The following is a 15623-nucleotide window of genomic DNA, read 5'->3' on the forward strand; positions in this document are numbered from 1 at the left end:
TAGCATAATATGGCAACATTGTTAACGCCACATTACTGTTTGGTCATTGGACTTTCTCGTCAACTTCTCGCCATAATAAAGGCAGACACTGGGTACTCCCACTTCTATACCCAAAATCATTGAATCGAACGATACAGATTCAAGTATGGCGGGTATATCGTCGCCGTTTAGTATTGGAGTCACAATGGGTCAGGAAAAGCTCTATATCGATAAAGAACTGAGTTGGTTGTCATTTAACGAACGTGTTCTACAGGAAGCCGCGGACAAGAGCAATCCGCTCATTGAGCGTATGCGTTTTCTCGGGATCTATTCCAGCAATCTGGATGAATTCTATAAGGTCCGCTTTGCCGATCTGAAACGCCGCATTCTGATCAGTGAAGAGCAAGGCTCGACGGGCGCCTCACGACACCTCCTCAAAAAAATTCAGGCCAAGGTGCTGAAAACCGATCAGGAGTTCGACTCTTTATATAACGAACTGCTGCTGGAGATGGCACGTAATCAGATTTTCTTGATCAACGAACGCCAGCTTTCAGAAAATCAGCAGGTGTGGCTGCGCCAATATTTTAAAAATCACCTGCGCCAGCACATCACGCCGATCCTGATAAATAATGAAACCGATTTGGTTTCATTCTTAAAAGATGACTACACCTATTTAGCCGTCGAGATTATTCGCGGCCATCAGACAAGCTACGCGCTGTTGGAAATTCCGTCGGATAAAGTTGAGCGCTTCATCATTTTGCCGCCGGAAACGCCTCGCCGCCGCAAGCCAATGATTTTGGTTGATAACATTCTGCGATATTGTCTGGATGATATCTTCAAAGGCTTCTTTGATTACGATGCCTTGAACGCCTACTCCATGAAAATGACCCGCGATGCTGAATACGATCTGGTCACGGAGATGGAATCCAGCCTGATGGAACTCATGTCATCAAGCCTGAAACAACGCCTAACCGCAGAGCCAGTGCGCTTTGTCTATCAGCGTGATATGCCTGATGAGTTGGTCGAATTACTGCGTCAAAAGCTCGGGATTTCCTCCTACGATTCCGTCATCGCAGGCGGTCGCTACCACAATTTCAAAGACTTCATCAAATTCCCTAACGTGGGCAACGCCAACTTAGTGAATAAGCCGCTGCCGCGCCTACGCCATATCTGGTTTGATAAATTCCGCAACGGTTTCGACGCCATTCGCGATCACGACGTGCTGCTCTACTATCCGTATCACACGTTCGAGCACGTACTGGAGCTGCTGCGTCAGGCGTCCTTCGACCCTAGCGTGCTGGCGATAAAAATTAATATCTACCGCGTGGCTAAAGATTCTCGCATTATCGAATCGATGATCCACGCGGCGCACAACGGTAAAAAAGTCACCGTGGTAGTTGAGCTACAGGCGCGTTTCGATGAAGAAGCCAACATCCACTGGGCGAAGCGTTTAACCGAAGCCGGTGTGCACGTAATCTTCTCGGCTCCAGGTCTGAAAATTCACGCCAAACTGTTCCTGATTTCGCGTAAAGAAGGCGACCATATCGTGCGCTATGCGCATATCGGCACCGGCAACTTCAACGAAAAAACCGCGCGCGTCTATACCGACTACTCGCTGCTCACCGCCGATGCGCGTATCACCAACGAAGTGCGTCGGGTGTTTAATTTTATTGAAAACCCGTACCGTCCGGTCAGCTTTGAACACCTGATGGTATCGCCGCAAAACTCGCGCCGTATGCTGTATCAACTCATCGATCAGGAAATTACCAGCGCACAGGCCGGACTCAGCGCAGGGATCACCCTGAAGCTGAATAACCTCGTAGATAAAGGCTTGGTTGATCGCTTATATACCGCCTCTTCGGCAGGGGTCAAAATCCGCCTGCTGGTGCGTGGCATGTGCTCGCTGGTGCCTAATATTCCTGGCGTGAGCGATAACATTCAGATCACCAGTATCGTCGATCGATTCTTAGAGCATGCGCGCGTCTATGTATTTGAGAATCATGGCGATCCGCTGGTTTATCTCTCCTCTGCCGACTGGATGACCCGCAACATTGACTATCGCATCGAGGTTGCCGTTTCGCTGCTCGATCCAACGCTGCGCCAGCGTGTGTTAGATCTGCTCGAACTGCAATTCTGTGACACCGTTAAGGCGCGGTATCTTGATAAAGATCTCAGCAACCGTTATGTTCCGCGCGGAAATCGCCGCAAGGTGCGATCTCAGTTAGCGATTTATGATTACCTCAAGGCCCTTGAACAGCCTGATAACCAATAACAATTACAGACTTATAGGCCGCTTATGCCGCTAAATCATTCCAATAATAAACCGCAGGAAATTGCTGCAATCGATCTGGGCTCTAACAGTTTCCACATGGTTATTGCCCGCATCGTGAACGGCGCGCTTCAGGTTCTGGGACGCCTGAAGCAACGAGTCCATCTGGCCGATGGCCTTGATAGCAATAATATGCTCAGCGAAGAAGCCATGGAGCGCGGCATTGCCTGCCTCGCTCTGTTTGCTGAACGTTTACAAGGATTTCCTGAAGAAAACGTCTGTATCGTCGGTACGCACTCACTGCGCCAAGCCGCCAACGCCGAGGAATTTCTCAAGCGGGCAGCGAAGGTTATTCCTTATCCGATTGAGATCATCTCTGGTCACGAAGAAGCACGACTCATTTTTATGGGCGTGGCGCACACTCAGCCAGAAAAAGGCCGCAAGCTAGTGATCGACATCGGTGGCGGCTCTACTGAAATGGTTATCGGTGAAGACTTTGATCCACTGCTGGTCGAAAGCCGCCGGATGGGCTGCGTGAGTTTCGCCCGCCAATTCTTCCCTAACGGTGAAATCAGCAAAGATAACTTCCAGCGTGCTCGTTTAGCGGCGGCGCAAAAGCTGGAAAATATGGCGTGGCAGTATCGCATTCAAGGCTGGCAATCAGCGCTCGGTGCGTCCGGTTCCATCAAAGCCGCCCATGAAGTGTTGATTGCACTGGGTGAAAAAGATGGCCTCATCACGGCGGAGCGCCTTGAGTTGCTGCGTAATGAAGTACTTAAGTACAAGCGTTTCAGCGAATTAGCCTTACCGGGGCTTTCGGAAGATCGTCAGGCGGTGTTTGTACCGGGGCTATCGATTCTTTGCGGCGTGTTTGATGCGCTGGCGATCAAACAGCTACGACTGTCAGATGGCGCGCTGCGTGAAGGCGTGCTCTACGAGATGGAAGGACGTTTCCGCCATCAAGATATTCGCAGCCGAACCGCACGTAGCCTTGCGGAACACTACAATATCGATCACGAACAAGCCTATCGCGTGCTTAGCACGGTACAACAGCTTTACGCTCAGTGGATGGCTCAGAACAGCAAACTAGTTCATCCACAGCTAGAAGCGTTGCTCAATTGGGCTGCCATGCTGCATGAAGTGGGTCTGAGCATCAACCACAGCGGTATGCATCGCCATTCAGCCTATATCCTGCAAAACACCAACCTACCGGGGTTTAATCAGGAGCAACAATTGTTGCTAGCAACGCTGGTACGCTTCCATCGTAAAGGTGTGAAGCTGGATGAGCTGCCGCGCCTAACGTTGTTCAAGAAAAAGCAGTATATCCCGCTGATCCAAATCCTGCGCTTGGCGGCGTTGCTCAATAATCAACGCCAGTCCACGACTACACCAGAATCACTGGAGCTTGAAACCAACGGTTTTCATTGGATTCTTCGTTTCCCACAGGGTTATCTGCAACAAAATAACCTCGTACAGCTCGACGTAGAAAAAGAGCAGTCATACTGGAAGGACGTGGAAGGCTGGAGTTTGCTGGTGGAAGAACAGTTGTAGTCGCTACCAATGCCCCTCTCCTTCTGTTGGGAGGGGCGATTATCAAATCCCCAACTCCGCCCTCGCCTGTGCAATATCTGCCGCCGATAAAGGCATATAGCCATCTTGTGACACTAGTTTTTGGCCCTGCGCCGACAACACGCTATCCATAAAGGCGGCGGTTAGCGGCGATAAAGGTTTCCCCGGCGCTTTGTTCACATAGATATACAGATGGCGCACTAGCGGGTAGCGGCCTTGCACAATATTTTCCGCCGTTGGCTCAATCGCTGGGCCGCCAAACTGGCTAACCGCCAGCATATGCACGCCGCTGGCACGAAAACCAATGCTGGCATAGCCAATGCTATTAAGAGAACCCGCAACCGCCTGCACGACCGATGCCGAGCCTGGCAGTTCGTTGACACGTGGGCTGAAATCACCGTTACACAACACCTGCTGTTTGAAATAACCATAGGTTCCCGACGCCGAGTTGCGTCCATAGAGCGAAATGGCTCGCGACGTCCACTCTCCGCCCAAACCCAGCGTTTTCCATTGGGTAATCGGCGTTGAATCACCGCAGCGCAGCGTGCTGGAATAGATACTGTCTAGTTGATTAAAACTGATTTCACGCAGCGGATTATCTTGATGAACCAACACCACCAAGGCATCTAAAGCCACCGGCACCGCTAGCGGAGGATAACCATAGTGCTGTTCGAAAGCCGCGATTTCCGCCGCTTTCATCGGGCGACTCATCGGGCCTAGCTGAGCAGCGCCCGCAGCCAACGCGGTGGGCGCGCTGGACGAGCCCGCCGCCTGTAGTTGCACGTTGACATTAGGATTGTTTTGCGAAAAGTTATTTGCCCACAGTGCCATCAGGTTCACCATCGTATCCGAACCCGCACTGGACAAATTCCCCGACAGCATCGATTGGCCTATAGCCATCGCGGGTAACGAGATAAAACCACAAACGACGCCAATCAGCGCCGCCTTCCATTGTTTGATTTGACGTCCCTGCATCAGATTTCCTTGCTCGGTAGCCCTTTCTAGCCTTTGTTTTTTTGCGCCATGCTCTCACCTGCCAGTGGCACAATGAGATGCGGTGGCAGTGTAAACACAAAGCGCGTGCCCAAACCAATTTCACTCATGATATTGAGCGTGGCTTCATGATGATTCAACGCGTGTTTGACTATCGCCAGCCCTAAGCCGCTGCCACCGGTTTGGCGCGAGCGCGCTTTATCGACACGATAAAAACGTTCCGTTAAACGCCCCAAATGCTCCGCCGCAATGCCGGGCCCATTGTCGCTAACTTCAAACTGCGCCCCTTGAGTGGTTTGTTGCCAGCAGACTTCAATTTTGGTGCCGTCCGGCGTGTGGTTAACCGCGTTGTATACCAGATTAGAAACCGCGCTGCGCAGCTGATCGTCATTGCCAAACACTTTGAGTTTATCGTTGATGCGGAAGGTGATTTCATGGCGACCATTGCTCAACGACAGCGCCTCACGTTCCAGCATATGTAGCATCACGGGGACATCAACAATTTCATTCAAGGCAATCGGTGGAGCCGCTTCAATTTTAGATAGGGTTAATAGCTGCTTCACCAAGCTGTCCATACGCTTGGTCTGCTCTTGCATGGTCGCCAGCGCCTTTTGCCGCACCGGCGCCGCCATATCTTCATCGTTCATCATCTCGAGGTAGCCCTGTAGCACGGTCAACGGCGTGCGCAGTTCGTGGCTGACGTTGGCAAAGAAATTACGTCGCGTACCCTCTAACTGCCGCGTTTGAGTCACATCGCGTGCCACCATCAGCAGTTGGCCTTCGGCATACGGCATCACACGGAATTCAACGAAACGGCCATTATTAAGATGCAGCGTGAGCGGACGGGAGAAATCTTGCGATTGCAGATAATGCGTGAATTCGGGGTAGCGCAGAAGGTTAAGAATATGCTGACCATTATCCTCCGGCCAACGGAAACCTAGCAGGTGTTGCGCCAAGCCGTTACACCAGAAAATATTGCCTTCTTCAGTCGTCATAATCACCGCATCGGGCAAAGACTCTGCGCCGCTGCGAAAACGTTTAATCAGCAGTGCCAGCTCGCGACGACGGCGTCGATTACGCTGCTGCATCTGATACAGCCCATAGAACAACGGTTCCCAGCTTCCTCGCCCAGCGGGTGGTGTCATACTACGATCGACCCATAGCCAGTGCGAAAGGCGCAGCTGGTGATAGAAATGCCAGCCTAAAAGCGCAGACACCGCAGCCAGCAGAAACCACGGCAAATAGCCGATCAGCAGCCCAAGGATCACCGCCGGAATGCAGCAAAACAGCAGCTCCAGCAGCAGTCTTTTCCACGATAGGCGTTCAAGCACGATGTTGGCTCTTTGTTCTTAACAACATAGAAATAATAGACATAGTGATACCCAAAATCAGTGAGGCCCGACTAAGGGTCCCAATGCATAATCATACCGTTTACTTAAGCTCGATTTTAGGGGGAGTACACCGATGGGGTCGTAGCGGCGCAAGCCGCCGGAGCGCCCCGCGGTGTGCTAGACCCGTGTATCTCGATCTTTTAAACAAGCGTCACGGCATATGCATAGCGGGTTAGAAACGCGCCGAAAAACGATAACCCGTCCCACGTACGGTTTGCACCATTTTATCATGCCCGCTCAGCTCCAACGCTTTGCGCAGCCGGCGGATATGAACATCCACGGTGCGATCTTCTACATAAACGTTAGTGCCCCAGACATGATTTAGCAACTGCTCGCGGCTATAAACGCGCTCGGGGTGAGTCATGAAAAAATGCAGCAACTTAAACTCAGTCGGTCCCATATCCAACGGGGCTTCATTGGCCATCACGCGATGTGATGTCGGATCGAGACTCAGCCCCTGCACTTCGATCACCTCTTCCACCGCCATCGGTGAAATACGGCGCATCACGGCTTTAATTCTCGCCACCAGCTCTTTGGGCGAAAAAGGCTTGGTGATGTAATCATCTGCGCCCACTTCCAAACCACGCACGCGATCTTCTTCTTCACCGCGAGCAGTCAGCATCATCACCGGAATCTCACGCGTTAACGCCTCGCGCTTCATATGTTTGATGAACTGGATCCCAGAACCGCCGGGCAGCATCCAATCCAGCAGCACTAAATCAGGATAAGGCTCAGAGAGTGAGTTCACCGCGCTGTCATAATCTTCGGCTTCAACCGGTTGGTAGCCGTTTTGCTCTAAAACAAAACACACCATTTCACGAATTGGCGCTTCATCTTCTACTACCAATATGCGTCTGGCCATTGTTAATCCTGCTTAAGTTTGGTTGCGGGCGCCATTATGCGTCAGATTTATGACAGATTTATGAAAAAAAACAATATGCCCAGCATCACTGTAATAAATGGTTTTGTAAACCTAGAGCGATTATGGCCTTCACGCCGGACATGGGTTCACCTCCTCTTAAGATTGCGTATAATCGATTTCATTCTCCGCCGTGGCTCACGCCACGCTCAGCAAGGACAGCAGGACTCTCATGCGTCTTATCCATACTTCAGACTGGCACCTTGGTCAGCATTTTTATACCAAAAGCCGTAGCGCTGAACATCAGGCCTTTCTGCGCTGGCTCATTGAACAAGCATCGGCGCATCAGGTCGATGCCATTATTGTGGCGGGTGACGTATTTGATACCGGCTCACCGCCGAGTTATGCTCGCGAGCTGTATAACCGCTTCGTGGTGGAGTTACAGTCAACAGGTTGCCAATTAGTGGTGTTAGGTGGCAACCATGACTCCGTCGCCACGCTGAATGAGTCTCGCGCTTTACTCGCCTGCTTGAACACGCAGGTTATCGCCAGCAGCGCGGGCGATTTACAGCATCAGGTATTACGACTCAAACAGCGCGACGGCTCCGTTGGCGCTATTTTGTGCGCGGTGCCTTATCTGCGCCCAAGAGATATCCAAACCAGCTTAGCGGGGCAATCTGCCGCAGAAAAACAAAACGCCCTACAGCAGGCTATCGCCGCACATTACCAGTCGTTGTACGATCTGGCCGTTGCCGAACGCGACGCCCTCGGCGGAAACCTGCCGATTATTGCCACCGGACATCTCACCACCATCGGTGCCAGCACGTCTGACTCGGTACGTGATATCTACATTGGCTCACTTGATGCGTTCCCTGCTTCCGCGTTTCCTCCTGCCGATTACATTGCATTGGGCCATATTCATCGTCCCCAGCGTGTGACCAGCAGCGAGCATATTCGCTACAGCGGCTCACCGATCCCCCTTAGCTTCGATGAACTGGGCAGCGAAAAAAGCATCTGCTTAGTCGATTTCTCAGGTGCTGCGCTGGAAAAAGTGACGCTCTTGCCGGTTCCCCAATTTCAGCCAATGCAGCTCATCAAAGGCAGCATTGAGCAAATCGAGCAACAACTCGCTACGTTTAAACCCACCACGGCGGATCATAGTGAGAGCGAAAAACCGGTCTGGCTAGATATTGAAATCAGCAGCAGCGCCTATTTAAACGATCTCCAACGTCGAATCCAGCAGCAGGCAGAAAACCTTCCCGTTGAGGTGATTTTGCTGCGCCGCAGCAAAGAACAACGTTTAAGCGCCCTCACGCGCCAAGACAAAGAAACGCTGAGCGAGCTGAGCGTCAGCGACGTGTTTGAGCGCCGCTTGGCGCAGGAAGAAACCGACGATGAGGCGCTGATCGCGCAGCAATCACGCATTCGAAATCAATTCCATCAGGTGCTGGATGAACTGGTGTTAGACCACCAGCAAGATGAGACTCGCGAGGAGCATGACGCATGAAAATCCTCAGCCTACGGTTAAAAAATATCAACTCGCTCAAGGGCGAATGGAAGATCGATTTCACCCGTGAAGACTTTGCTAATAACGGCTTATTTGCCATCACCGGCCCAACCGGCGCGGGTAAAACGACGCTGCTTGACGCACTCTGTTTGGCGCTATATCACCAAACGCCGCGCTTGAAAGTGTCGCCAACGCAAAATGAACTGATGACACGCGGCACCGCAGAATCATTGGCCGAAGTTGAATTTGAAGTTAAAGGTGTCGGCTATCGCGCTTTCTGGAGCCAGCGCCGCGCCAATAATAAGCCTGATGGCAATCTACAAACGCCAAAGGTTGAGCTTGCGCATATCGCCGATGGTGAAATCATCACCGATAAAATCCAAACCAAGCTGCATAAAATTGCCGATATTACCGGTTTGGATTTTGGCCGTTTCACCAAGTCGATGATGCTGTCGCAGGGCCAGTTCGCGGCCTTCCTCAACGCCGATCCCGCTGAACGGGCTGAATTACTGGAAGAACTCACCGGCACCGAAATTTATGGGCAGCTATCGGAGCAAATATTCCAGCGTTTCAAACAGGCAAAAATCGATCTTGATACGCTGCATGAACGCGCCGCAGGCGTAGAGCTGCTCAGCGAAGAAGCGCTTAACCAACTCTCCGAGCGGTTGTCTGAATTACAACGTGAAGAACAGCAGCAAACGTCTTTGCGTCAAACGCTGATGACCGATCTCCAGTGGCTGCAAAAAAGCCAAGAACTCAGCCAAAACCGAGAACAGTGCACTCAGCGCGTTACCGCGGCATCGCAACAATGGCAAACCGCTCAGCCGGAAGTTTTACGACTAGAACGCAGTGAACCAGCGGAGAAACTGCGTCCTCTGTTGTTAACGCTACGCCAGACACGTGCTGATTTAGCATCAACGACTCAAAGCCAGCAACAGCGCGAACAGCAGCAACAACAGCTAACTTCGCAGATAGCGTCACTGCAAACCGCGTCAACGCAAGCGCTGCATGCCAAACAGCAACACCAGCAGCAACGTACCGCCACGGAAACGTTGATCAACCAACAGGTGGTGCCGCTTGATTCACGGCTGACGCAGATCCGCGAAGACCTGTTAGCTCAGCAGCAAAAACTCACGCAAATCAGTGAAGAAAAGCAGAAACAAGAAGCGGCGCTTAAGCAAAACCGAGAAAAGCTGCAAGCCCAGCAGCAGGAAATCAACCAGCTTCAGCAACAGTTGGCCGACACGGCACAGCACGCAGAGTGGAATAACCATTTAGGCCGTTGGAAAAACCAGTTCGAGCAATCTGCCGAACATCGCCAAAGCTTAAACGAACTATGTAAACGCATTGCCGATGCAGAAAAAAATATCGCAGCCGAAACCGAAAAACTTACGGCTCTTCAGCAGGCGGGCTCCCTACTCAATCAGCGTTTAGCTCAACAGCAAAAAATCTGCGCCGAAACGGAATTACAGCATCAGCAACTGGAGCAGACACACAGTTCAGCGCAGTTAGAAACACAGCGTGAAAAACTGCACCGCGGGCAACCAGCACGCCAGATTTTGATACAAACCAGCCCGTTATTTGGAAAAGCCTCACAGCGACAAAAACAATTGCAGGCGCAAAATACGCAACGCACGCAGGAACTACTCGCGCTGGAGCAACTTTTAGCCACCAAACGCTTGGCTTATAAAGAGAAACGTCAACATCTGAACGATCTGGAAAAGCAGATCGACCTACAGCGTCGGGTGATCGGACTCGAGCAAGAGCGAGCGCGTTTAGTCGCTGGCGATCCCTGCCCGCTTTGCGGATCGCTGGAGCATCCGGCGGTTAAAACCTACCAAACACCTGCGCTTTCAGACAGCGAACAGCACCGTGATGCGCTACGTATTGAAGTCGAAAACCTTGGCCGCGAAGGCAGCGAGCTGGGAGAGCGACACAAGCTGATGCTGCAAACTCAAAATCAGCAGCAGCAAGAAATCCAAGCCGTTGAAGATGAAGTTACGCAGTATCAGCAGCGCTGGGCTCAGGCCGCGGCGGCACTCGAACTGAGCTTAGCGATTGACGACCGTGAGGGGCTGGAAAGCTATCTCACCGAAATCAATCAGCAAGAAGAAACGCTGCAAAACACGCTGCGCCAACGAGAGAATTTGAGCAAAAACTGGCAGCAGGCCAAAGATGCGCTGAACAACATTCAGCAAGAAGCGAACCAAACGCTACAGCAAATCAGCCTGTTGGAATTAAGCACTCAAACTCAGAGCAAACAGCTTAACGAGTGGCGCGAAGACTACAGTAAACAGTTAGCACAGCAGCAGCAACGTGACACCACCTTTGCCGATGAACTGCACAAACTGCAACTAACCGCACCGGTCTCTGGACACGAAGCCGAATGGCTGGAACAACGCCGCAACGAGTTTACGCTATGGCAACAGCGTCAAAACCACAGCCAAAAACTGGCGCTAGAAAATACACGCCTGATGGCGGAAGAGCACAGCCTAAGTCAAACCTGTACCGCACTGGAAACACAGTGGCAAACGCAACGTCAGCTTTGTTCTGAGCTTGAAAATCGTCTGAAACAAATGCAGGTCGAACGCCAAAGCCTGTTGAATGGGCGCAGCGTAGACGAGGTGCGTCAGTCATTAATGGAAACTGAGCAGCAGGTTGAAAACCAGCTTCAGCAAGCGCAACAAGCTGAAAACCAGATACGACAACAGCTCGACAAACTGAGCGGTGAGCTCGAAAGCGCTCAGCAACAGCGTCTACTGTTGGAACAACGGCTCAGCCAGCAGCAAACTGAATTCGAACAGGCACTCGCAAACAGCCAATTCGCTGATGAAAACACGTTGATTGCCGCGTTGTTAGACGAAAGCGAGCTCAAACGTCTGATTGCGCTGAGAGAACAATGTAAAAATCAGCTCTCGCAGGCTCAAGCCTTCTTGCAGCAGGCCGAAAGCGAACTCGCCCAGTGGATGGCACAACGCCCTGAGAATCTAGAAATCGATACCACGCTGGAAAACCTTAATCAGCAACTGGCTACGCTAGCTGAGCAGCTACGCGAGAACAGCGTGCAGCAGGGGCAAATTCAGCAGCAGATCCGCAGCGATGCCGAACGAAAACAGGGACAGCAAAGCCTCTTTGCGCGTATTGAACAGAGTAGGCAAGAGTATGAAGACTGGAGCTATCTCAACCAGTTAATTGGCTCAAGCAGCGGCGATAAATTCAGAAAGTTTGCGCAGGGTTTAACGTTAGATCATCTGGTCTATTTGGCCAACCAGCAGCTTGCCCGCCTGCACGGCCGCTATTTGCTGCAACGTAAAACCAGCGACGCGCTGGAGTTAGAAGTCGTTGATACATGGCAAGCCGATGCGGTACGCGATACTCGCACCTTATCCGGTGGTGAAAGCTTCTTGGTGAGTTTGGCACTGGCGCTGGCGTTATCCGATTTAGTCAGCCATAAAACCAGTATTGATTCGCTGTTCCTTGATGAAGGCTTCGGCACATTGGACGCAGAAACCCTTGATACCGCGCTTGATGCCCTCGATACGCTCAACGCAACCGGCAAAATGATTGGCGTCATCAGCCACGTTGAAGCCATGAAAGAGCGTATACCGGTGCAGATAAAAGTGAAGAAGGTGAATGGGCTAGGGATCAGCCGCTTGGAAGCCCAGTATGCGGTGGGAAGTGGGGAATAAAATATCCCCTATTCTTTATATTTTAATCAGCTCCGCTTTTGCGAGAGGGTGAGGTTCTAATGAACTTCACCCTCTCGGAATGTCAGTCGGAGCAGTACTTCATGCCATTCGTTCAATTTTTCTAAACACATCGTTATCAATAACTTGATTATTTTAACGATAGCCCATTGGTACAATCTTTTAAGTGGAGCAACTTAAAATTGAGCCAATTGGGATTAGAATATGAAAAGAGAAAAATGTGTTATCCAAAGTTTTCCTGCTGTAATAGATTGGATTAATCAAAATATCCACCAAGGAATCAATGCATCCGACGTGATAAAAATATCTGGGTATTCGCGCTCTTATTTTTTACGTGAATTTCAATTACACCACGGCGTTAGCGTTTCATCCTTCATCAAAACGACACGGTTAAAAGCATCTGCACAAAAGCTTATATCGACTGAGTTAAAAATTTTCGAAGTTGCACAGGAGATGGGATTTCCCAGCCAGAGTACCTTCTGTCAGATTTTTAAGGGCTATTTTAATATGTCGCCAACGGAATTCCGCTATCGTTCAATGCGGCCAACAATGTAATAAGAGACAATGCAATAAGAGACAATTCAATAAAAGACAATGCAATAAAAGACAATGCAATAAAAGACAATGCAATAAAATAAGCTACCACAATTATTCTGGTATAGGTTTTTATATTTTTACGCCAAGGTAAACCATGTTTAAAAACTTATTAGCATTGCTAAATATGAAAGAATATTTTTCTCATAATTTAAGAATAGAAGGAGATAACGTTTATTAGACCAAAACACCAATCGTTATCCCCCATTGGATAGGAGTTTTCTACCACTGAACTCCTATCCCATACTGATAAACCCAGTACATCGCTCCAATCGTGACGGCTAAATTCACGATCACAGTGATAATAAAATAGGTTTTAAACGGTTGTTTTTGCGTCTTATGGCGGAAAATTTGCTGACCTAAAATTGCGCCTACCCAGCCGCCGATCAGGCCAAAGAATAGCAATGTTATCTCAGGGACTCGCTGCCACGATTTCACGGCGGCTAATTTATCAATGCCGTAAATAATCAGCGTTAGCGCATTGAGCAACAGGCACCACATCACAAAAGGATGCAGAGAAAATAGGCTACCAATGGCTGCCAGTACGAGAAACAGATAACAAAAACGATTAAGATTCATGCAATAAACCGATTAAAAAGAATTAAGAAACCGTGCGTATAGTGGCCCTCGACGCAGCATGATGCAATGTTATCACCTCTGAAAAAATGCGCTAACGCAATGCGAGAGAGCTCACACTTCATTATCAGTGCTACAAATATCCAGTAAATGCATTCTTTGTCCCATAACATCCCCTCATTTTTAAACGCCATACTCCTTTCATGATTTCACGCTACGTATAAAAGCAAGCAACGTAGTGCGATTGGTTTCCCTTTCTGACTCAGAGGTAGTTATGGCTAAAAAATTTATCGCTGTTTGTGCATGTCCAATGGGGTTAGCTCATACGTTTATGGCCGCTCAAGCGCTAGAAGATGCCGCAAAAGCGGCAGGTTATGATCAGATTAAGATTGAGACTCAGGGCGCAGACGGCATCGAAAATCGCTTAACCGCGCAGGACATTGCGGAGGCCGACATCATTATTCATTCGGTTGCCATCACGCCTGAAGATAACGAACGCTTTGAAAGCCGCGACGTATATGAAATCACCCTGCAAGACGCCATTAAAAATGCGGATGGGATCCTGCGTGAAATTGAAGAGATGATTCAATCCGAACAATAAAAATATGCATCTATACCCAAATAATTCGAGTTGCATTAAGGCGGCAAGTGAATGAATCCCAAATCACTTACTCAAGTAAGTGATTACTCGGCTCATCCATGAGCCTCGCCACTATGGCCGCAGTAAACTGCGTTTAAATCTGCTCCAGGCAGATTTATTGGGTGAGTGAACGCAGCCAACAAAAATGCAGCTTGAAGTATGACGGGTATGATTTTTAATCAACTCATCAGGGAGATGTACCTATGGCTATTAAAAAAAGGAGTGCAGTGAACCCTTCGTCAGGCGGCGAAGCAACGCTGACTAAAAACCCCAATGCGATGCCAGCGGCAAAACCCAGTATGTGGGGCGATCTGCCGCAGCATGTGATGTCTGGTATTTCACGCATGGTGCCGACGCTTATCATGGGCGGCGTCATCTTGGCCTTCTCTCAGCTTATTGCCTATGCGTGGCTGAAAGTACCTCCTGAGATGGGCATTATGGAGGCCATCAACACCGGAAAATACGTTGGCTTCAATCTCTCCTTGATGAAGTTTGCTTATTTGTCTCAGTCGTTTGGCGGAATTCTATTTAGCTTCGCTATCCCGATGTTTGCCGCATTTGTCGCCAACTCAATCGGTGGAAAGCTGGCATTTCCCGCAGGGTTTATTGGGGGATTAATCGCAACTCAGCCAACCCCCGAATTAACATGGGATTTAAGCAAACTGCAATGGGTTACCAACTCGCCGGTTCCCTCAACGTTTATTGGCGCACTCATCATCGCCATTGCCGCCGGTTATTTAGTGAAATGGATGAATGCCAAAATCCAATTACCTGCTTATTTGCTGGCATTTAAAACCACCTTCTTGTTGCCTATTCTATCGGCCGTTTTTGTCATGCTGGCCATGTACTACGTCATTACGCCGTTTGGCGGTTGGGTGAATGCCGGTATTCGCGTCATGTTACAAGCGGCGGGAGATAAAGGAGTTCTAATGTATGCCGTGGGGATTTCCGCCACCACTGCAATTGACCTCGGTGGGCCAATTAATAAAGCGGCAGGCTTTATCGCTTTTAGCTTTACCAGCGATCACGTCCTGCCTATCACCGCACGCGCTATTGCGATTGTGATCCCCCCTATCGGTTTAGGGCTGGCAACGCTCATTGACCATCGCCTGACTGGCCGCCGCTTATTTAGCAGCCAACTGTATCCTCAGGGAAAAACCGCGATGTTCCTCGCTTTTATGGGGATTAGTGAAGGTGCCATTCCATTCCTGCTCGAAAGCCCGCTAGCCTCTATTCCAGCCTATATGACGGGCGCCATCGTCGGCTCAACCACCGCCGTCGCATTAGGCGCAGTGCAGTGGTTCCCTGAGTCAGCTATTTGGGCGTGGCCTTTAGTCACCAACTTAGGGGCCTATATCTTTGGTATTGCATTAGGTGCCGTTGTGACCGCACTGATTACCGTATTTATTCGCAATATTCTGTTCAAAAAAGGCAAATTGCACATTGAGGTGATGTCTTAATCGATCGCGATGCTGCCACCGCCTTAACAAACGGTGGCAGTAAATATGACCCGTCTGTCTTATCATGATAATTAAGCGA

Annotated in this window: 11 protein-coding genes; 7 read left to right on the top strand and 4 right to left on the bottom strand. The window is 50.0% G+C overall.

Annotated features, from left to right (window positions below):
* Nucleotides 1-184 precede the first annotated feature (184 nt).
* Together ppk1 and ppx are read left to right on the top strand one after the other, a co-directional pair.
* Nucleotides 185-2251: a polyphosphate kinase 1 gene (gene ppk1, locus RSC70_RS03375; protein WP_130997977.1), complete on the top strand. Its 2067-nt coding sequence runs from the start codon at nt 185-187 to the stop codon at nt 2249-2251.
* A 24-nt stretch (nt 2252-2275) separates the two neighbouring features.
* Nucleotides 2276-3799: an exopolyphosphatase gene (gene ppx, locus RSC70_RS03380; RefSeq protein WP_040045454.1), complete on the top strand. Its 1524-nt coding sequence runs from the start codon at nt 2276-2278 to the stop codon at nt 3797-3799.
* A 42-nt stretch (nt 3800-3841) separates the two neighbouring features.
* Here ppx and RSC70_RS03385 read toward each other — a convergent pair whose 3' ends face one another.
* From RSC70_RS03385 to phoB, 3 genes are all read right to left on the bottom strand, one after another.
* Complete coding sequence (locus RSC70_RS03385; RefSeq protein WP_332541669.1) at nt 3842-4792, bottom strand: PstS family phosphate ABC transporter substrate-binding protein; 951 nt, start codon at nt 4790-4792, stop codon at nt 3842-3844.
* 26 nt (nt 4793-4818) lie between these two features.
* On the bottom strand, nt 4819-6141 hold the full coding sequence (gene phoR / locus RSC70_RS03390) for a phosphate regulon sensor histidine kinase PhoR (RefSeq protein ID WP_332541671.1): 1323 nt from the start codon (nt 6139-6141) through the stop codon (nt 4819-4821).
* 232 nt (nt 6142-6373) lie between these two features.
* A complete protein-coding gene (gene phoB, locus RSC70_RS03395) occupies nt 6374-7063 on the bottom strand; it encodes a phosphate response regulator transcription factor PhoB (protein ID WP_004091956.1) in 690 nt (229 codons plus the stop codon).
* Nucleotides 7064-7292: 229 nt separating this feature from the next.
* Here phoB and sbcD point away from each other — a divergent pair, with 229 nt between their 5' ends.
* From sbcD to RSC70_RS03410, 3 genes are all read left to right on the top strand, one after another.
* The gene (gene sbcD, locus RSC70_RS03400; protein WP_332541673.1) at nt 7293-8567 is read left to right on the top strand and encodes an exonuclease subunit SbcD; all 1275 of its coding nucleotides are present in this window, start codon (nt 7293-7295) and stop codon (nt 8565-8567) included.
* Complete coding sequence (locus RSC70_RS03405; RefSeq protein ID WP_332541675.1) at nt 8564-12256, top strand: AAA family ATPase; 3693 nt, start codon at nt 8564-8566, stop codon at nt 12254-12256. The genes sbcD and RSC70_RS03405 overlap by 4 nt, the downstream gene beginning before the upstream one ends.
* 222 nt (nt 12257-12478) lie before the next feature.
* Nucleotides 12479-12829 (top strand): helix-turn-helix transcriptional regulator, encoded by a 351-nt coding sequence (locus tag RSC70_RS03410; protein WP_130933287.1) that lies wholly within the window; start codon nt 12479-12481, stop codon nt 12827-12829.
* A 261-nt stretch (nt 12830-13090) separates the two neighbouring features.
* Here the strand turns inward: RSC70_RS03410 and RSC70_RS03415 are convergent, their stop codons facing one another.
* Complete coding sequence (locus tag RSC70_RS03415; RefSeq protein WP_103010190.1) at nt 13091-13447, bottom strand: DUF1294 domain-containing protein; 357 nt, start codon at nt 13445-13447, stop codon at nt 13091-13093.
* Between the two features lie 271 nt (nt 13448-13718).
* Between RSC70_RS03415 and RSC70_RS03420 the strand changes: the two genes are divergently transcribed.
* A complete protein-coding gene (locus RSC70_RS03420) occupies nt 13719-14045 on the top strand; it encodes a PTS fructose transporter subunit IIB (RefSeq protein ID WP_040044722.1) in 327 nt (108 codons plus the stop codon).
* A gap of 242 nt (nt 14046-14287) precedes the next feature.
* A complete protein-coding gene (locus RSC70_RS03425) occupies nt 14288-15544 on the top strand; it encodes a PTS fructose transporter subunit IIC (protein ID WP_130956645.1) in 1257 nt (418 codons plus the stop codon).
* Nucleotides 15545-15623 lie beyond the last annotated feature (79 nt).

The organism is Hafnia sp., from assembly GCF_036648275.1.
Taxonomy (GTDB): Bacteria; Pseudomonadota; Gammaproteobacteria; order Enterobacterales; family Enterobacteriaceae; genus Hafnia; species Hafnia alvei.